Source organism: Pseudomonas azadiae (genome assembly GCF_019145355.1).
Lineage (GTDB): Bacteria > Pseudomonadota > Gammaproteobacteria > Pseudomonadales > Pseudomonadaceae > Aquipseudomonas > Aquipseudomonas azadiae.
The window spans coordinates 20,536-39,222 of sequence record NZ_JAHSTY010000002.1 but is presented as its reverse complement, the minus strand read 5'-3'; the positions used below and the strand labels follow the sequence as shown (position 1 = coordinate 39,222).

Annotated in this window: 15 protein-coding genes; 11 read left to right on the top strand and 4 right to left on the bottom strand. The window is 59.4% G+C overall.

Annotated elements, in window-relative coordinates; all coding sequences use genetic code 11:
• Positions 1–79 precede the first annotated feature (79 nt).
• Positions 80–943: a translation elongation factor Ts gene (gene tsf, locus KVG91_RS16525; protein WP_024073825.1), complete on the bottom strand. Its 864-nt coding sequence runs from the start codon at positions 941–943 to the stop codon at positions 80–82.
• A gap of 191 nt (positions 944–1,134) precedes the next feature.
• Positions 1,135–1,872, bottom strand: a complete 738-nt coding sequence (rpsB, locus tag KVG91_RS16520; protein ID WP_003219330.1) for a 30S ribosomal protein S2 — start codon at positions 1,870–1,872, stop codon at positions 1,135–1,137.
• A gap of 386 nt (positions 1,873–2,258) precedes the next feature.
• Between rpsB and map the strand changes: the two genes are divergently transcribed.
• The 4 genes from map to KVG91_RS16500 all read left to right on the top strand — a co-directional run bounded on the left by map (position 2,259) and on the right by KVG91_RS16500 (position 7,996).
• Positions 2,259–3,041 carry a type I methionyl aminopeptidase gene (map, locus tag KVG91_RS16515; protein WP_065893367.1) on the top strand — a complete coding sequence of 261 codons (783 nt, stop codon included), beginning with the start codon at positions 2,259–2,261 and terminating at the stop codon, positions 3,039–3,041.
• A 62-nt stretch (positions 3,042–3,103) separates the two neighbouring features.
• Positions 3,104–5,806, top strand: a complete 2,703-nt coding sequence (locus KVG91_RS16510) for a [protein-PII] uridylyltransferase (protein WP_169375591.1) — start codon at positions 3,104–3,106, stop codon at positions 5,804–5,806.
• 134 nt (positions 5,807–5,940) lie between these two features.
• Positions 5,941–7,140: a succinyldiaminopimelate transaminase gene (gene dapC / locus KVG91_RS16505; RefSeq protein WP_169375590.1), complete on the top strand. Its 1,200-nt coding sequence runs from the start codon at positions 5,941–5,943 to the stop codon at positions 7,138–7,140.
• Between the two features lie 121 nt (positions 7,141–7,261).
• Positions 7,262–7,996, top strand: a complete 735-nt coding sequence (locus tag KVG91_RS16500) for a M12 family metallopeptidase (RefSeq protein WP_169375589.1) — start codon at positions 7,262–7,264, stop codon at positions 7,994–7,996.
• Here KVG91_RS16500 and KVG91_RS16495 read toward each other — a convergent pair.
• Positions 7,986–9,629: a Na+/H+ antiporter gene (locus tag KVG91_RS16495; protein ID WP_169375588.1), complete on the bottom strand. Its 1,644-nt coding sequence runs from the start codon at positions 9,627–9,629 to the stop codon at positions 7,986–7,988. The two genes, KVG91_RS16500 and KVG91_RS16495, sit on opposite strands and share 11 nt — an antisense overlap.
• Before the next feature lie 248 nt (positions 9,630–9,877).
• On the opposite strand from KVG91_RS16495, the gene KVG91_RS16490 reads away from it, so the two are divergent.
• The 6 genes from KVG91_RS16490 to KVG91_RS16465 all read left to right on the top strand — a co-directional run bounded on the left by KVG91_RS16490 (position 9,878) and on the right by KVG91_RS16465 (position 14,749).
• Positions 9,878–10,624, top strand: coding sequence for a HipA family kinase (locus KVG91_RS16490; protein WP_169375587.1), 747 nt, complete (start codon positions 9,878–9,880; stop codon positions 10,622–10,624).
• The gene (locus KVG91_RS16485) at positions 10,621–11,457 is read left to right on the top strand and encodes a DUF3037 domain-containing protein (protein WP_169375586.1); all 837 of its coding nucleotides are present in this window, start codon (positions 10,621–10,623) and stop codon (positions 11,455–11,457) included. The genes KVG91_RS16490 and KVG91_RS16485 overlap by 4 nt, the downstream gene beginning before the upstream one ends.
• A gap of 235 nt (positions 11,458–11,692) precedes the next feature.
• Complete coding sequence (locus KVG91_RS16480) at positions 11,693–12,001, top strand: arsenate reductase (RefSeq protein ID WP_232005376.1); 309 nt, start codon at positions 11,693–11,695, stop codon at positions 11,999–12,001.
• A gap of 33 nt (positions 12,002–12,034) precedes the next feature.
• Positions 12,035–13,069, top strand: a complete 1,035-nt coding sequence (gene dapD / locus KVG91_RS16475) for a 2,3,4,5-tetrahydropyridine-2,6-dicarboxylate N-succinyltransferase (protein WP_169375585.1) — start codon at positions 12,035–12,037, stop codon at positions 13,067–13,069.
• A 64-nt stretch (positions 13,070–13,133) separates the two neighbouring features.
• On the top strand, positions 13,134–14,339 hold the full coding sequence (locus tag KVG91_RS16470) for an aminotransferase class V-fold PLP-dependent enzyme (RefSeq protein ID WP_169375584.1): 1,206 nt from the start codon (positions 13,134–13,136) through the stop codon (positions 14,337–14,339).
• Positions 14,336–14,749 (top strand): SufE family protein, encoded by a 414-nt coding sequence (locus KVG91_RS16465; protein WP_169375583.1) that lies wholly within the window; start codon positions 14,336–14,338, stop codon positions 14,747–14,749. The genes KVG91_RS16470 and KVG91_RS16465 overlap by 4 nt, the downstream gene beginning before the upstream one ends.
• Positions 14,750–14,865: 116 nt before the next feature.
• Here KVG91_RS16465 and tcdA read toward each other — a convergent pair whose 3' ends face one another.
• Positions 14,866–15,675, bottom strand: coding sequence for a tRNA cyclic N6-threonylcarbamoyladenosine(37) synthase TcdA (gene tcdA / locus KVG91_RS16460; protein WP_404822409.1), 810 nt, complete (start codon positions 15,673–15,675; stop codon positions 14,866–14,868).
• 217 nt (positions 15,676–15,892) lie between these two features.
• Here tcdA and KVG91_RS16455 point away from each other — a divergent pair, with 217 nt between their 5' ends.
• Positions 15,893–18,484: a glycosyltransferase gene (locus KVG91_RS16455; RefSeq protein WP_169378538.1), complete on the top strand. Its 2,592-nt coding sequence runs from the start codon at positions 15,893–15,895 to the stop codon at positions 18,482–18,484.
• Positions 18,485–18,687 lie beyond the last annotated feature (203 nt).

The following is an 18,687-nucleotide window of genomic DNA, read 5'->3' as shown; positions in this document are numbered from 1 at the left end:
TCAAAATCGGCCTTCCCATTTGAAAAGAGGCTGCGCGCGTGAGCGGGCAGCCTCTTTCGGGCGACAGTTGAAAACTGTCTTATTGCTTGGCGGCAGCCAGCTGGGCGGCAACTTCTTCAGCGAAGTTGTCGACCGGCTTCTCGATGCCTTCGCCTACTTTGAAGTAAGTGAAGGAAACGATTTCAGCACCGGCTTTCTTGGCCAGTTCGCCGACCTTGATTTCAGGGTTCTTGACGAACGCCTGCTCAACCAGGCTGGCTTCAGCCAGAAACTTGCTGATACGGCCCTTGATCATGTTTTCAACGATGTTCTCTGGCTTGCCGGCGATCTTGTCGGCGTTCAGGCTCAGGAACACAGCTTTTTCACGTTCGATTGCGTCAGCGGACACTTCCGAAGGCAGCAGGAACTCAGGGTTGCTGGCCGCTACGTGCATAGCGATGTCTTTGGCAAGCTCAACGGTGCCGCCCTTGAGAACAACCGCCACACCGATCTTGTTGCCGTGCAGGTAACCACCGACCACATCACCCTCAACGCGAACCAGGCGGCGGATGTTGACGTTTTCGCCAACCTTGCCGACCAGTACCAGGCGATCCGCTTCTTGAGCTTCGATCAGCGGAGCGGCGTCAGTCAGTTTGTCGGCAAACGCTTTTTCAACGCTGGCAGCAACAAATGCCTTGAAGTCGTCCTGCAGAGCCAGGAAGTCGGTCTGGGAGTTCACTTCCAGCAGAACGGCGGATTTGCCGTCCTCTTTCAGAGCGATAGCGCCTTCAGCAGCTACGTTGCCTGCTTTCTTGGCAGCCTTGATGGCGCCGGAAGCACGCATGTCGTCGATGGCTTTTTCGATGTCGCCGCCGGCCTTGGTCAAGGCCTTTTTGCAATCCATCATGCCTTCGCCGGTACGCTCACGCAGTTCTTTAACCAACGCTGCAGTAATCTCTGCCATTTCAAAATCCTCTTGGATAGGTTTTCAACCATTCCACCCGATCAAACGGGCGATCAATTCTTCCCGAATCACCCTTGTAGGCCGCTGCACGTTACAGATGGTGTAGCTGCGCTGCCGACAAATGGTTTTCGAGGTGGCAAAAAGGGGGCCAAGCCCCCTTTTTGCTTACTGAGTCAACGCCAGGGCGTCAGTTACTCAGCGGCAGCTACCGGAGCTTCTTCAACGAACTGCTCGGTACCACCAGCAACGTGGTTGCGACCACGGATTACAGCGTCAGCCATCGAACCCATGTACAGCTGGATAGCGCGGATGGCGTCATCGTTGCCTGGGATGATGTAGTCAACGCCTTCCGGGCTGCTGTTGGTATCGACTACGCCGATAACAGGGATGCCCAGCTTGTTGGCTTCGGTGATCGCGATGCGCTCGTGATCAACGTCGATAACGAACAGTGCGTCAGGCAGACCGCCCATGTCCTTGATACCACCCAGGGAACGATCGAGCTTTTCCAGGTCGCGAGTGCGCATCAGCGCCTCTTTCTTGGTCAGCTTGGCGAAGGTACCGTCTTCGGCTTGCACTTCAAGGTCACGCAGACGCTTGATGGAAGCACGGATGGTTTTGAAGTTGGTCAGCATGCCGCCCAACCAGCGGTGATCGACGTACGGCGAGCCGCAACGTGCTGCTTCTTCAGCAACGATCTTGCCAGCGGAACGCTTGGTGCCGACGAACAGAATCTTGTTTTTGCCCTGGGCCAGGCGCTCTACGAAAGTCAAAGCTTCGTTGAACATCGGCAGGGTTTTTTCAAGGTTGATGATGTGGATCTTGTTACGTGCGCCGAAAATGTACTTGCCCATTTTCGGGTTCCAGTAACGGGTCTGGTGGCCGAAGTGCACACCGGCCTTCAGCATATCGCGCATGTTGACTTGGGACATGATAGTTCCTTAATAAGTCGGGTTTGGCCTCCACGTATCCCAATGACCAACCAGCGGCTTCAAGCCTCCGGCACCCAGGTCATCGTGTCGACACGTGTGTGGATTTAAGCTCTGCGGGGTATCCCCGGAAAGCGGCGCATTTTATACCACAGCATCGGCAAAAACGGAACACGCAATCACATTTGCCGCCGGTGGCTTTCATGCAACCCCTTGAATAGAGCCGACATACCCCTACCTCATAGAGAGAAGCGATCATCGCAGGCTCATAATTTGACGCCATCGTCTGTTAGAATCGCGTTTTTTGTGGCTTGTGCGAACTCTGCAACCTTTTGTCGCACGCCCGTAAACCGAATTGATTTCGGCGTATTACGCCAGAGAGAGCCTGTATGACCGTAAGTTTGAAAACCGCCGAAGACATCGCCGGCATGCGCATTGCCGGCAAACTGGCCGCCGACGTGCTGGAAATGATTGCCGAGCACGTCAAGCCCGGCGTCACCACCGAAACCCTGAACCAGATCTGCCACGACTATATAGTCAACGTGCAAGGCGCCATCCCTGCTCCGCTGAACTACAAGGGCTTCCCCAAATCGATCTGCACCTCGGTCAACCACGTGGTCTGCCACGGAATTCCAGGTGACAAACCGCTGAAGGACGGCGACACCTTGAACATCGACGTCACCGTGATCAAGGACCGCTACTTCGGTGACACCAGCCGCATGTTCCATGTCGGCACCGTGGCGCCGTGGGCCGAGCGCCTGTCCCAGGTCACCCAGGAATGCATGTACAAAGCCATCGAAATCGTCAAGCCCGGCTGCCGGCTGGGCGACATCGGCGAAGTGATCCAGAAGCACGCGGAAAAGAACGGTTTCTCGGTGGTACGCGAATTCTGCGGCCACGGCATCGGCACCGTGTTCCATGAAGAGCCGCAGATCCTGCACTACGGCCGCGCCGGCACCGGCATGGAGCTCAAGGCAGGCATGACCTTCACCATCGAGCCGATGATCAACCAGGGCAAGGCCGACACCAAGGTGCTGGGCGACGGCTGGACCGCCATCACCAAGGACCGCAAGCTCTCGGCCCAGTGGGAACACACCCTGCTCGTGACCGAAACCGGCTATGAAATCTTCACCCTGCGCGCCGACGACACGATCCCACGCGTATCGGCGTAACGGCAGCAAAGGTTTTCCCACGGTGTAATGACTGACTGACAGATAGAAAGGAAAGCCGATCAATGCCCCAGGTGGATCCCGAACTCTTCGACCGTGGCCAATTCCAGGCCGAGCTGGCCTTGAAGGCAAGCCCCATCGCCGCCTTCAAGAAGGCTATCCGCCAGGCCCGCGAGGTACTCGATGCGCGCTTTCGCAGCGGCCGGGACATCCGCCGGCTGATCGAGGACCGCGCCTGGTTCGTCGACAATATCCTGCAGAAGGCCTGGGAGCAGTTCAGTTGGAGCGAAGACGCCGACATCGCGCTGGTCGCGGTCGGCGGCTACGGTCGCGGTGAGTTGCACCCCTACTCCGACATCGACTTGCTGATCCTGCTGGAAAGCGCCGACCATGAAATTTTTCGCGATTCCATTGAGCGTTTTCTCACGCTGTTGTGGGACATCGGCCTGGAAGTCGGCCAGAGCGTGCGCTCGGTCGACGAGTGCGCCCAGGAGGCCCGCGCCGACCTGACGATCATTACCAACCTGATGGAAAGCCGCACCATTGCCGGCCCCGAGCGCCTGCGCCAGCGCATGCTCGAAGTCACCAGCACCGCGCACATGTGGCCGAGCAAGGACTTTTTCCTGGCCAAGCGTGCCGAGCAAAAGGCCCGGCACCACAAGTACAACGACACCGAGTACAACCTGGAACCCAACGTCAAAGGCTCACCGGGCGGGCTGCGGGATATCCAGACGATTCTGTGGGTCGCAAGGCGCCAGTACGGCACCCTTAACCTGCGCGCTTTGGCCGGCGAAGGCTTTTTGGTCGAGAGTGAAAACGCCCTGCTGGCCTCGTCCCAGGAATTCCTCTGGAAAGTGCGCTACGCCCTGCACATGCTTGCCGGGCGCTCCGAAGACCGCCTGCTGTTCGACCACCAGCGCTCCATCGCCACGTTGCTGGGTTTTGAAGGCGAAGACGCGAAGACCAGCATCGAAAGCTTCATGCAGCAGTATTACCGGGTGGTGATGAGCATTGCCCAGCTCAGTGACCTGATCATCCAGCACTTCGAAGAAGTGATCCTCGCTCCCGAAGACGAAGCGCCGCCACAACCGATCAATGCGCGCTTCCAACTGCACGACGGCTATATCGAGGCACGCAACGACAACGTGTTCCGCCGCACACCGTTCGCCATGCTGGAAATCTTTGTGCTGATGGCCCAGCAGCCGGAGATCAAAGGCGTGCGCGCCGACACCATTCGCCTGCTGCGGGAAAACCGACACCTGATCGACGATGATTTTCGCAACGACATCCGTAACACCAGCCTGTTTATCGAGCTGTTCAAGTGCAAGATCGGCATCCACCGCAACCTGCGGCGCATGAACCGTTACGGCATTCTCGGGCGCTACCTGCCGGAGTTCGGTTTTATCGTCGGGCAGATGCAGCATGACCTGTTCCACATTTATACCGTGGACGCCCACACGCTGAACCTGATCAAGCACCTGCGTAAGCTGCAATACACCCAGGTGTCAGAGAAATTCCCGCTGGCCAGCAAGCTGATGGCCAAGCTGCCCAAGCCCGAGCTGATCTACCTGGCCGGTCTATACCACGACATTGGTAAAGGGCGGCACGGTGATCACTCCGAAATTGGCGCGGTGGATGCCGAGGCCTTCTGCCAGCGCCATCAGTTGCCGTTGTGGGACAGCCGCCTGATCGTCTGGCTGGTGCAGAACCACCTGGTGATGTCGACCACCGCCCAGCGCAAGGACTTGTCCGATCCGCAGGTGATCCACGACTTCGCGCAGATCGTCGGCGATGAAACCCACCTCGACTATCTCTACGTGCTGACCGTCTCCGACATCAACGCCACCAACCCGACGCTGTGGAATTCCTGGCGCGCCAGCTTGCTGCGCCAGCTGTACACCGAGACCAAGCGCGCCCTGCGCCGCGGCCTGGAAAACCCGGTGGACCGCGAAGAGCAGATCCGCCGCACCCAAAGCGCGGCCCTGGATATATTGGTGCGCGGCGGCAACGACCCGGACGATGTCGAACAGCTGTGGTCGCAGTTGGGTGATGATTACTTCCTGCGCCACACCGCCGGCGATGTGGCCTGGCACACCGACGCGATCCTGCAACAGCCAGCCGATGGCGGCCCGCTGGTACTGATCAAGGAAACCACGCAGCGCGAGTTCGAGGGCGGTACGCAGATCTTCATCTATGCGCCCGACCAGCATGACTTCTTCGCCGTGACCGTGGCTGCCATGGACCAGCTCAACCTGAACATTCACGACGCTCGGGTCATCACCTCCAGCAGCCAGTTCACCCTCGACACCTACATCGTGCTCGACACCGAGGGCGAGTCGATTGGCGACAACCCGGCGCGTGTAAAAAAGATCCGCGAAGGCCTGACCGAGGCTCTGCGCAACCCTGACGACTACCCGACCATCATCCAGCGCCGGGTGCCGCGCCAGCTCAAGCATTTTGCGTTTGCGCCTCAGGTGACCATTTCCAATGACGCCCAGCGTCCGGTGACGGTGCTGGAGCTCAGCGCCCCGGATCGCCCCGGCCTGCTGGCGCGCATTGGTGGGATTTTCCTGGAGTTCGACCTGTCGTTGCAGAACGCCAAGATCGCCACCCTCGGCGAGCGCGTCGAAGACGTGTTCTTCATCACCGATGCCGACAACCAGCCGTTGTCCGACCCGGAACTGTGTCGCCGCCTGCAGGACGCCATCGTGCAGCAACTGAGCGTGACCCTGGAACCTGGCGTCGAACTGACGCGCCTGACCATTTGATTGAACGCGATCCCTGTGGGAGCTGGCTTGCCTGCGATAGCGGTGGATCAGTCAACATCTCCAATGACTGACACAACGCAATCGCAGGCAAGCCAGCTCCCACAAGGTCTGTGTTTACCCTAATAGAGGTTTACATGAACAACGCCCTGAACCAACTGCAGCCCTACCCCTTCGAGAAACTGCGCGCCCTGCTCGGCAGTGTCACGCCGAACCCGGAGAGACGCCCGATTGCACTGTCTATCGGCGAACCCAAGCATAAATCTCCGACCTTCGTGGCAGAAGCACTGAGCAACAATCTCGACCAGATGGCCGTCTACCCGACAACCCTGGGCATTCCTGCATTGCGCGAGGCCATCGGCGCCTGGTGCGAACGCCGCTTCAATGTGCCCAAGGGCTGGCTCGATCCGGCGCGTAATATTTTGCCGGTCAACGGCACCCGTGAAGCGCTGTTCGCCTTCACCCAGACCGTGGTCAACCGTGGCGACGACGCACTGGTGGTCAGCCCGAACCCGTTCTACCAGATCTACGAAGGCGCCGCTTTCCTCGCCGGAGCCAAGCCGCACTACCTGCCGTGCCTGGACGCCAATGGCTTCAACCCGGATTTCGATGCGGTCACGCCGGACATCTGGAAACGCTGCCAGATCCTGTTCCTGTGCTCGCCCGGCAACCCGACCGGCGCGCTGATCCCGGTCGACACCCTGAAAAAACTCATCGGCCTGGCTGATGAGTACGATTTTGTGATCGCCGCCGACGAGTGCTACAGCGAACTGTACTTCGACGAACACACCCCGCCGCCGGGCCTGCTGAGCGCCTGTGTGGAACTGGGCCGTCAGGACTTCAAGCGTTGCGTGGTGTTCCACAGCCTGTCCAAGCGCTCCAACCTGCCGGGCCTGCGCTCCGGCTTCGTGGCGGGCGATGCCGATATACTCAAAGCCTTCCTGCTCTACCGCACTTACCACGGCTGCGCGATGCCGGTGCAAACCCAGCTGGCCAGCATCGCGGCCTGGCAGGATGAAGCCCATGTATTGGCTAACCGTGATCTGTACCGCGAAAAATTCGACGCCGTGCTGGCGATCCTCAAACCGGTAATGGACGTGCAGAGCCCGGATGGCGGCTTTTACCTGTGGCCGAAGGTGAATGGCGACGACGCCGCGTTCTGCCGCGACTTGTTCGTGGAAGAGCACGTGACCGTGGTGCCGGGTTCGTACCTGTCGCGGGACGTGGATGGGATCAACCCTGGCGCCGGGCGTGTGCGCCTGGCGCTGGTTGCCCCATTGGCGGAATGCGTGGAAGCCGCGCAGCGGATCCGGGATTTCATTCTGCGCCGCCGCTGAGCACGCGGGCCCTCGTTATCCTCAGGTAACGCGGGCTTACATGACCAGGCAATACGATCGGAACTTTGCTGCGACCTGGACGAATAAGTTCATATTCGTACCCCCGTCGCAGGAGAGTCCCATGATAAGCGCCACATCGCCAACTCCCTTCCAGTACACGCCCGCGGCCTCACCCGTCGACGATACGGCCGACTCGGCGGAGCGCCTTTCCAGAAGCCGGCGCAACATCGGCGAACCCGCCAGATATTGGCCGCAGAACAGCACGATTAAAATCGCCATGTATGACTACGACCTGGACGACGAATACGTGCAGTCCGTCAAAAAAGCCGCCAGCGAATGGCTGCCCCACATCAATCTCAAGTTCGAGTTTGTATCTGGAGAGGCCGGCGACGTGCGCATCACGCAGAATATAAGCGACGACAAGGGTGGCTCATCCGCAGTAGGCACAGAAGCGCTCGACGCCCCTGCCTCACACCCAACCATGTCACTGCCAAGAGACCACAAGCACCCCAGATTCGCGTACATGGTGATGCACGAATTCGGACACATGCTCGGTGCGCATCACGCTCATCAACACCCGGATGCCAACATTCCGTGGGATATGAGCAAGGTGTATGAGGGGTACAGGCATACGGATGGCTGGGACCGGCAAAGGGTGCAAAATAACGTGCTACCCCTGCCCCGTTCCAGCCAATACGACTTCATGCCCTACGATGGCGACTCGGTCATGCACTATGAAATCGATCCCCGTCTGACTGACGGAAGCTGGGGTCAATCGGAATCCTGGTCCCTGAGCGATGGCGACATCGCCTGGGCAAAAAAAGCTTACCCCAAGGCCGTACCCGCTACTTCTTGAGTCCCAGGTTCGCCTCGCTCATATCCAGTTCCGCCAGCACCTCACGCAGCACGTCATCACCAATCTGGTGGTGACGGCTCAGGCTGTACAACGCCAATCGTTGCGCCCGCAGGGCCTTCAGCCGCAGCTTGCGCTCAAGAAGGTCCATCTGCTGCGCCAGCGCCTGGGCTTCGGCCGAGTCGTTGAACACGTCCAACTGATGGCGATATTCCGACATCAATCGTGCCTTGAGCTCGGTCGCCAGCGCGGCCTGGGCGGCGTCCTGGGTTTCGGTCTGCGCAGACTCCTCGGCCTCCAGGGCATGGATGGCGGCCACGGCCGTTTTCTTCCAGGCTTCGCGGACTTCGTTATCGCGCTTTTCGTCCGGACTTTTTTCGATACCACGCAACAACAGCGGCAAGGCAATACAGGCGGCGACCAACGACAACAGGATCACCCCGGCAGCAATGAAAATCAGCAGGTCGCGCTCGGGGAAATCCTGGCCCGGCGCCAACAGCAACGGCACCGACATCACACCGGCCAAGGTCACTGCACCGCGCACGCCGCCTACCGTCAACAACCAGCAGGAACGGGCCGTCGGTACCAGCGTCAACTCACTCTTGCCGCGCAACCTGCGCAGCAGCCCAGACAATCGCCAGATGCTTTGCACCCAGATAAACCGCAACACCACCAGCACCAGGAAGATCGCGATCACATCCAGGCAGCGGTAGAACAACGCTGGCCACAACGTCGGTTCATGGCTCACCACCGCCTTGATGATGTCCGGCAATTGCAAGCCCAGCAGCAGGAAGATCAAGCCGTTGAAGGCAAACTCCAGCAACGCCCACACGCTGCGGTTGAGCAAGCGCGTGCTGGTCTGGCGCGGCAGCAGATCGAGCCAGCTTTGCATCATGCCCGCCGCCACTGCCGACAAAATACCCGATGCGCCCAAACGCTCGGCCAGCACATACGCGGCGAACGGCAGCAGCAACATAAACACCACGTGAGTCGCCGGGTCATCCCAGCCCCGCGCAATCATCCAGGCACGCAAGCGCCCGACCAACCAGCTCAGTGCCACGCCGACCGCCAGGCCACCGACGGCCACGAGGACGAACGTAAGGCTCGCATCGGCCAGGGAAAATACCCCGGTCAACGCGGCCGCCAGGGCAAACTTGAACGTCACCAGGCCCGAGGCGTCATTCATCAACGCCTCGCCCTGGAGCATGTGCATCAGCGGCTTGGGCAAGCGGTTCTGGGAAATCGCCGACACGGCCACGGCATCCGTCGGCGACAACACCGCCGCCAAAGCGAAGGCCACCGGCAGGGGGATCGTGGGCACTATCCAATGGATAAAGTAACCGGCACCGACGACGGTAAAGAGCACGAGCCCCACCGCCAGCGTCAGGATCGGCCCGCGCAGGCGCCATAACTCACGCTTGGGCATGCGCCAACCATCGGAAAACAACAGCGGCGGCAGGAACAGAAAGAGAAACAGCTCCGGGTCCAGCGCGACATGCAAACCCAGTGTAGGCCAGGCCAGCAAGGCACCTGCTGCGATCTGCACCAGGGGTAACGGCAGAGGAATGACACGTCCGACCAGACGCGAGACGCTGACGAGCATCAGCAGGATAAGCACGGTATAGGCGGTTTGCATAACGCAGGTTCCCGGACAATCAACAAACTACGACACACATCAGGCAACAACTGGCTGTTGAAGTGCCATATTGCCCGGCCATGCTACTCGTCTATGCTACGTGCTGGCTTCTGCACAGAAGTCGCACAGCGCTGACAAGCGGCAACAAAACGCGCTGGTCGTGGCATAATCCGTGACCTTTCGCCTCAAGCAACCAGACCTCTTCGTCCATCCAACTGTCGCGACCATGTAATCAGCCAGGAATGCACATGCTAGGACGCATTACCGCGAAGGAAATCATAAGGCAGAGTCAGCAAGGCATCTCTGTTCAGCCATTCCTCATAAGGGCGGAGGACGATCAAACCTACTTTGTGAAAGGACTCTCCAGAGCGCTTGGTAATGGTCTGGTTTCAGAGGCAATAAGTGCAGAACTAGGTAAGCATCTCGGGTTACCCATACCTCCATGGAGAGTAATTGACATTCCTCAGGCCTTGATCGACTTCAGCGTTATCGACGGGGTAGAAGATCTGAGTGGCGGCCCCGCATTCGCGTCACTTCATGTCGAAAATGCATCTGATCTCATGTGGGCAAACCTCAACGCGCTGCCCGACGATCTAAAAAGAACTGTCTTGCTTTTTGACTGGTGGATTCTCAACGGTGACCGCGGCCTAGGGGAGGCTGGTGGGAACGTCAACCTGATTCTTGATCCGAAAGGCAAACTCGTCGTGATTGACCACAATGTAGCGTTTGATCCGAATCTTAGTTTTGAGGAATTTCGGACGTATCACGTCTTCAGAGACCAACTCGGCTCGTTCGAGGGAAACCTGCTCGCTCGTCTGGATTACCTGCCAATGCTTGACGCCGCCCTCGCGGACTGGGGTAGGATCATCTCCCTTCTACCGGAGGAATGGATTTGTCGCGACCATGACGCCGACGACGAGTACGAACCAACCCTTCAGCAAAGACTTCAAATACTGGAAAGGTTCAAGGACGAGCAGTTCTGGGGGCAACTATGAAACTTATCTGTAACTACTCGATTCTCAGGTTCCAGCCTTACCCGGAAACGGGTGAGTTCGTGAATATCGGAGTCGTGCTGCTCGCAAATACCGGGGAGTTCAAGTTCAAAATTGCTGCCAAGCGCCAGCGAGTAACCCGATTTTTCGAGACCCTTGAGCATAAGGTTTATCTACGCGCCAAGGGTGAAGTTGAAGACGAGCTCAACCGTCTGGTCGATTTCTTCGCGCGCCATGAAAATGAGACAAGCCTGCTAACTAGCACTTTCAAGCACCTCATCCATCCACGTGAAACGATGATGCGCTTCAGTCAACCAGGGTCTATGGCGACCGAAAACGCTGGGCGGGCTTTGGACGAACTGTTCGAGCATTATGTAAATCACAGTTTTGCTAACAAGGAATACCAGGAAAAAGTGCTGGAGCGACAGCTTGGCAATCTTTTGGCTTCGTCGAACCTCAAACAGCGCTACAAAGAACAGCGCTTGGGTACGAAAGATTACGATGTCAGGTTTCCATTTGTCATGCTCACCGACCAAATCGTCGAGCAAGCCATAAAACCGATTTTTTTTGGCCAAGCTGAGTCCGCAAAAATACTTGAGCATGGTGACGCTTGGCTTTCAAAAATCATGCGTCTTAATAAGGCTGAAAAATTGGCCAAAGACACCCTTTTCATTGCCGAACCGCCTGCTCCAGGAAAAACAAAGCTTTTAAAAGCTTATAACGAGGTTACCCGGGCACTGGCTGAGTTCGACGGTGTAAGGGTTATCAGCGCGCATATCCCCAACGCACAAAAACTCCAAGAAATAGAGATAGGCGTCCCCGAGATGCCTCACTAGAAACAGCCCGGCCAAGCGCCGGGCTTTTTCTGCCTGCATCTCTCAAGCTTTCTAAGATGCTCCCTCCTTACCTAGTGCAATCGTCATAACGTGCCCGTATACAGACTGTCGCGCCACCGAGCGAATTGACGTGGCATAATCCGTGACCTTTCGTTTTCATTCGCTCAAAGGGGGCAATTCCTTGACCGCTTCAAGCAAAACGTTGCACCTTTTCGGCATCAAAGCGTGCGACACCATGAAAAAGGCGCGCACCTGGCTCGATGAGCACGCGGTGAGCTACGCGTTCCACGACTACAAAACGGCCGGTATCGACCGCGAACACTTGACCCAATGGTGCAACGAGCACGGTTGGCAGGTGGTTTTGAACCGTGCGGGCACCACCTTTCGCAAACTCGAAGACGAACGCAAAGCCGATCTCGATCAGTCGAAAGCCATTGAATTGATGCTGGCGCAACCCTCGATGATCAAGCGCCCGGTGCTTGACCTCGGTGACAGAACCCTGATTGGCTTCAAGCCAGATAGTTATTCGGCGGCCCTCAAGTAGGCCAGCCCTTACCATTTTTGTAGAGGTAACAGCATGTCCAATTCCCTGTTCAGCCTGGGCTTCGGCGTCGGCACTCAGAACCGCCAAGGTGCTTGGCTGGAAGTGTTTTACGCACAACCGTTGCTCAACCCATCGGCTGAAATCGTCGCGGCCATCGCGCCAATCCTTGGCTACACCGCAGGCAACCAGGCCATCACCTTTACCGTGACCCAGGCCCTGCAACTGGCTGACGCACTCAAGGGCGTCGACACCGCCCAAGCCGCCCTGCTCAGCCGCCTGGCTGAAAGCCACACGCCGCTGGTCGCGACCTTGCTGGCCGAAGACGCCGCGCTGACGTCCACGCCCGAGGCCTACCTCAAGCTGCACTTGCTGTCCCACCGTTTGGTCAAGCCCCACGGCCTGAGCCTGGCCGGTGTGTTCCCACAGCTGCCGAACGTGGCCTGGACCAGCCAGGGCGCAATCGACATCAACGAACTGGCCGAGCGCCAGTTGGAAGCACGCCTGCGTGGCGAACTGCTGGAAGTGTTCTCGGTGGACAAGTTCCCGAAAATGACCGACTACGTGGTGCCGAGCGGCGTGCGTATCGCTGACGCCGCGCGTATCCGCCTGGGTGCGTATGTGGGCGAGGGCACCACCGTGATGCACGAAGGTTTCGTCAACTTCAACGCCGGCACCGAAGGCCCGGGCATGATCGAAGGCCGTGTGTCGGCTGGCGTGTTCGTGGGCAAGGGTTCGGACCTGGGCGGCGGCTGCTCCACCATGGGCACCCTGTCGGGCGGCGGCAACATCGTGATCAAGGTCGGCGAAGGCTGCCTGATCGGCGCCAATGCCGGTATCGGTATCCCGCTGGGCGACCGCAACACCGTGGAGTCGGGCCTGTATGTCACGGCTGGCACCAAGGTCGCGCTGCTGGACGAGCAGAATCAACTGGTCAAGGTGGTCAAGGCGCGCGAACTGGCCGGCCAGCCGGACCTGCTGTTCCGCCGCAACTCCGAGACCGGTGCCGTGGAATGCAAAACCCACAAATCGGCCATCGAACTGAACGAAGCGCTGCACGCTCACAACTAAGCAGCCACTCGATGCCACTAGCGGGCCCCGACCCTGGGGCTCGCTTATACGAGTCTTGAACACCATGCGAGTGCCCTCCCCCTGGCGCGCCGATTTCCCGGCCATCGCCACCCTGCAACGGCAAGACCAGACTTACCTGGACAACGCCGCCACCACGCAAAAGCCCCAGCCCCTGCTGGATGCCATCAGCCATTACTACGCCAATGGCGCAGCCAATGTGCACCGTGCCCAGCATTTGCCAGGTGCCCATGCGACCCAGGCGTTCGAAGACAGCCGCAGCAAGGTCGCGCAATGGTTGAACGCAGGTGACAGCGGGCAAATTGTGTTCACCCATGGCGCGACCTCTGCGCTGAACCTCTTGGCCTACGGCCTTGAGCACTTATTCAATGCGGGCGATGAAATTGTCATCAGCGCCCTGGAGCACCACGCCAACCTGTTGCCCTGGCAGCAACTGGCCAAACGTCGCGCGCTGACGCTGGTGGTACTGCCACTGGATGATGACGGCGTGATCGACCTGCAAGCGGCGGCCGAGCTGATCGGCCCACGCACCCGCCTGTTGGCGGTGAGCCAATTGTCCAACGTGCTCGGCGCCTGGCAGCCGCTGCCGGCCTTGCTGGCACTGGCCCAGCCACACGGCGCACTGACGGTAGTCGACGGCGCCCAAGGCGTTGTCCACGGCCGCCATGACGTACAGGCCCTGGGCTGCGACTTTTATGTGTTTTCCAGCCACAAACTGTACGGCCCGGACGGCGTCGGCGCGTTGTTCGGCCGCAACGAAGCCCTGCACCACCTGCGCCACTGGCAGTTTGGCGGCGAGATGGTGCAACAGGCGGACTACCAAAGCGCCAGCTTTCGCCCGGCGCCGCTGGGCTTTGAAGCGGGCACGCCGCCGATTGCCGGCGTGATCGGCCTGGGTGCCAGCCTGGACTATCTCAGTTCACTGGATCAGCAGGCGGTGATCGCCCATGAAGCGTCCCTGCACGACTATCTGCTGCGCGGCCTGAAAGCGCGCAATGGCGTGCACGTGCTCGGGTCGCCCGAGGTGGCCTTGGTCAGCTTTGTCGTCGATGGCGTGCATAACGCCGATCTTGCGCACTTGCTTACCGAGCAAGGCATTGCCGTACGCGCCGGCCATCACTGCGCAATGCCGCTGCTCAAGGCGATGCAGTTGTCGGGGGCGATCCGTGTGTCCCTGGCGCTGTATAACGACTCCGATGACCTGGAACGTTTCTTTGAAGCGCTGGACCAGGCCTTGGACATGCTGCGATGAGTTTGCCCAGTGAAGCCGCCAACGCGCTGGAGGCTTTTCAAGCCGTCGGCAGTTGGGAACAGCGCGCACGCATGCTGATGCAATGGGGCGAACGCTTGCCCGCCTTGGCCGATGAGGAGAAGGTCGAGGCCAATCGGGTACAGGGCTGTGAAAGCCTGGTGTGGCTGGTGGGTCGCCTGCACGATGGCCATTGGCAGTTCGCCGCGAGCAGCGACGCGCGGATGATTCGCGGGTTGGTGGCGTTGTTGCTGGCGCGGGTCAATGGCTTGTCGGCGGCTGAGTTGCAGGCGGTTGATTTGCCGCAGTGGTTTGCACAACTGGGGCTTGCCCGCCAATTGTCACCGTCGCGCAGCAATGGCCTGAATGCGGTGCTGCAACGTATGCGCGAATTGAGCCTTACACAAAACTGAATGTGGGAGCTGGCTTGCCTGCGATAGCGGTGGGTCAGTCACTACTACTGTGACTGATAGACCGCTATCGCAGGCAAGCCAGCTCCCACATTTTGGGCGGTGTAGATATCTAAGGTTTAAGTGGGTTTGACCCGCTCCGACGGCCTGCGCACCCCGGCCACGATCTTGTCCACTGCCTTGGTCGCCGCCACCATGCCGAACGTGGCGGTCACCATCATCACCGCACCAAACCCACCGGCGCAGTCCAGCTTCACCCCGTCCCCGACAAAACTCTTCTGCAAACAAATGCTGCCATCGGGTTTCGGATAACGCAGCTGCTCGGTGGAAAACACGCAGGGCACGCTGTAATGGCGGGTGACGGTGCGCGAGAAGCCGTAATCACGGCGCAGGGTGGAGCGCACTTTCGACGCCAGCGGGTCATTGAACGTACGGTTCAGGTCGCACACCTGGATCAGCGTCGGGTCGATCTGCCCGCCAGCACCGCCGGTAGTGATGATCTGGATCTTGCGCCGCTTGCACCAGGCGATCAGCGCCGCCTTGGCGTTGACGGCGTCGATGCAGTCGATTAGGCAGTCGATATCGGGGGTGATGTACTCGGCCATGGTGTCGCGGGTCACGAAGTCCGCCACCGCATGCACCGTGCAATCCGGGTTGATGCCGCGCAGGCGCTCGGCCATCACGTCGACCTTGGGCTTGCCGACGGTGCTGTCCAGCGCGTGCAACTGGCGGTTGCTGTTGCTCACGCAGACGTCGTCCAGGTCGAACAGCGAAATCTCGCCCACCCCGCAACGGGCCATCGCTTCCGCCGCCCACGAGCCTACCCCGCCAACGCCGACGATCGCCACATGGGCCGCTTTCAAGCGTTCCAGGCCTTCAATGCCATACAAGCGGGCGACGCCTGCAAACCGCGGATCTTCTGTGCTCATGACCATTACCCTAAAAACCGGCGCGCATTATGGGCTACGCAGCGGCAAGTTTTAAGCGACAAGTGACAAGTTGAGAACTTAGATAAACATTCGCGGACTAACGTCCGGTTTTTCTCTGTCTGCTGTACGCTCAGGGAAAGGCCGGTGTAGGATGCGCGCCGGTTGGCGCAGGCCGACACCTCTTTTCGTTCCACACCCTTTGGAACCCGAAATAGCCATGGCATCGCGTAAATTTGGACTCAACCTGGTGATCGTGCTGGCAATTGCCGCGCTGTTCACCGGTTTCTGGGCGTTGATCAACCGCCCGGTCACCGCCCCTAACTGGCCTGAGCAGATCTCCGGGTTCTCCTACTCGCCGTTCCAGCAGGGCCAGTACCCACAAAAAGCCCAGTACCCGAGCGACGACGAGATGCGTCGCGACCTCGAGATCATGAGCAAGCTGACGGACAACATCCGTACCTACTCGGTCGACGGTACGCTGGGCGATATTCCCAAGCTGGCGGAAGAATTCGGTTTGCGCGTGACGCTGGGGATCTGGATCAGCCCGGACCTTGAACGCAACGAGCGGGAAATCCAGCGCGCCATCGAAATCGCCAACAGCTCGCGCAGTGTCGTGCGCGTGGTGGTCGGTAACGAAGCCCTGTTCCGTGAAGAGATTACTCCCGAGGCGCTGATCGTGCTGCTGGACCGGGTGCGCGCCGCCGTGAAAGTACCGGTGACGACGTCCGAGCAATGGCACATCTGGGAAAAGAACCCACAGCTGGCCAAGCACGTCGACCTGATCGCCGCGCACATCCTGCCGTTCTGGGAATACATCCCGATGGACAAGGCCGGCCAGTACGTGCTCGACCGCGCCAGGGACCTGAAGAAACTGTTCCCGAAAAAGCCGCTGCTGCTGTCGGAAATTGGCTGGCCGAGTAACGGACGCATGCGCGGTGGGAATGAAACGTCGCCGGCAGACCAGGCCATTTACCTGCGCACCCTGGTGAACAAGCTCAACCGCCAGGGCTTCAACTACTTCGTGATCGAGGCCTTCGACCAGCCCTGGAAGGTCAGCGACGAAGGCTCGGCGGGCGCTTACTGGGGCGTGTTCAACGCCGCGCGCCAGCAGAAATTCAACTTTGAAGGGCCGGTGGTCGCGATCCCGCAATGGCGCGTACTGGCCATCGGTTCGGTGGTGCTCGCGCTGCTGTCCCTGACGCTGTTGATGATTGACGGCTCGGCACTGCGCCAGCGTGGCCGGACCTTCCTCACCTTTATCGCGTTCCTGTGCGGTTCGGTGCTGGTGTGGATCGGCTACGACTACAGCCAGCAATACAGCACCTGGTTCAGCGTCACCGTGGGCATCCTCTTGGCCCTCGGCGCTCTGGGCGTGTTTATCGTGTTGCTGACCGAAGCTCACGAACTGGCGGAAGCGGTATGGACCCACAAGCGCCGGCGTGAATTCCTGCCGGTAGAGGGTGATTCGGACTACCGCCCGAAAGTATCGATCCATGTGCCGTGCTACAACGAACCGCCGGACATGGTCAAACAGACTCTTGACGCTCTTGCTGCTCTTGATTATCCGGACTATGAAGTCCTGATCATCGACAACAACACCAAGGACCCGGCGGTGTGGGAGCCGGTGCGCGACTACTGCGAAACCCTCGGCCCGCGCTTCAAGTTCTTCCACGTCGCGCCCCTGGCCGGTTTCAAGGGTGGCGCGCTGAACTACCTGATCCCGCATACCGCCAAGGACGCCGAAGTGATCGCGGTGATCGACTCCGACTACTGCGTGTCACCGAACTGGCTCAAGCACATGGTGCCGCATTTCGCCGACCCGAAAATCGCCGTGGTGCAATCGCCCCAGGATTATCGCGACCAGAACGAAAGCACCTTCAAGAAGCTCTGCTACGCCGAATACAAGGGCTTCTTCCACATCGGCATGGTCACCCGCAACGACCGCGACGCGATCATCCAGCACGGCACCATGACCATGACCCGCCGCTCGGTGCTCGAAGAACTGGGCTGGGCCGATTGGTGTATCTGCGAAGACGCCGAACTGGGCCTGCGCGTATTCGAGAAAGGTCTGTCGGCGGCGTATTACCACGACAGCTACGGCAAGGGCTTGATGCCGGATACGTTCATCGACTTCAAGAAACAGCGTTTCCGCTGGGCCTACGGCGCGATCCAGATCATCAAGCGCCACACCGCCAGCCTGTTGCGCGGCAAGGACACCGAACTGACCCGTGGCCAGCGCTACCACTTCCTTGCGGGCTGGTTGCCGTGGGTGGCGGATGGCATGAACATCTTCTTCACCGTCGGCGCTCTGTTGTGGTCGGCGGCGATGATCATCGTGCCGACGCGGGTTGATCCGCCGCTGCTGATTTTCGCGATCCCGCCATTGGCGCTGTTCGTGTTCAAGGTGGGCAAGATCATCTTCCTGTACCGCCGCGCCGTCGGCGTGAATCTCAAGGACGCGTTCTGCGCGGCCCTGGCCGGCCTGGCGTTGTCGCACACCATCGCCAAGGCGGTGCTGTATGGTTTCTTCACCACCAGCATTCCGTTCTTTCGTACACCGAAAAACGCGGATAACCACGGTTTCTGGGTGGCGATTTCCGAAGCCCGTGAGGAAATGTTCATCATGCTGCTGTTGTGGGGCGCGGCGCTGGGGATCTACCTGGTGCAGGGCCTGCCAAGCAATGACATGCGCTTCTGGGTGGTGATGTTGCTGGTGCAGTCGCTGCCGTATGTGGCGGCGCTGATCATGGCTTTCCTGTCTTCGCTGCCGAAACCTTCGGTGAAGGTTGAGCCTGTTACGCCGCTGTAAAAACTTGCGCAATGCACTAAACGGCGGCCTGTGGCCGCCGTTTTGCTATAAGATAACGGCCGTTTGTGAGACCTGGCAGGCGCTGAGTTCCCTTGTGGGAGCGGGCTTGCTCGCGAATGCGGTGTGTCAGTCACAGATGTTTTAACTGAACCACCGCATTCGCGAGCAAGCCCGCTCCCACAGTGGACCTGCGTCGTTTCAGA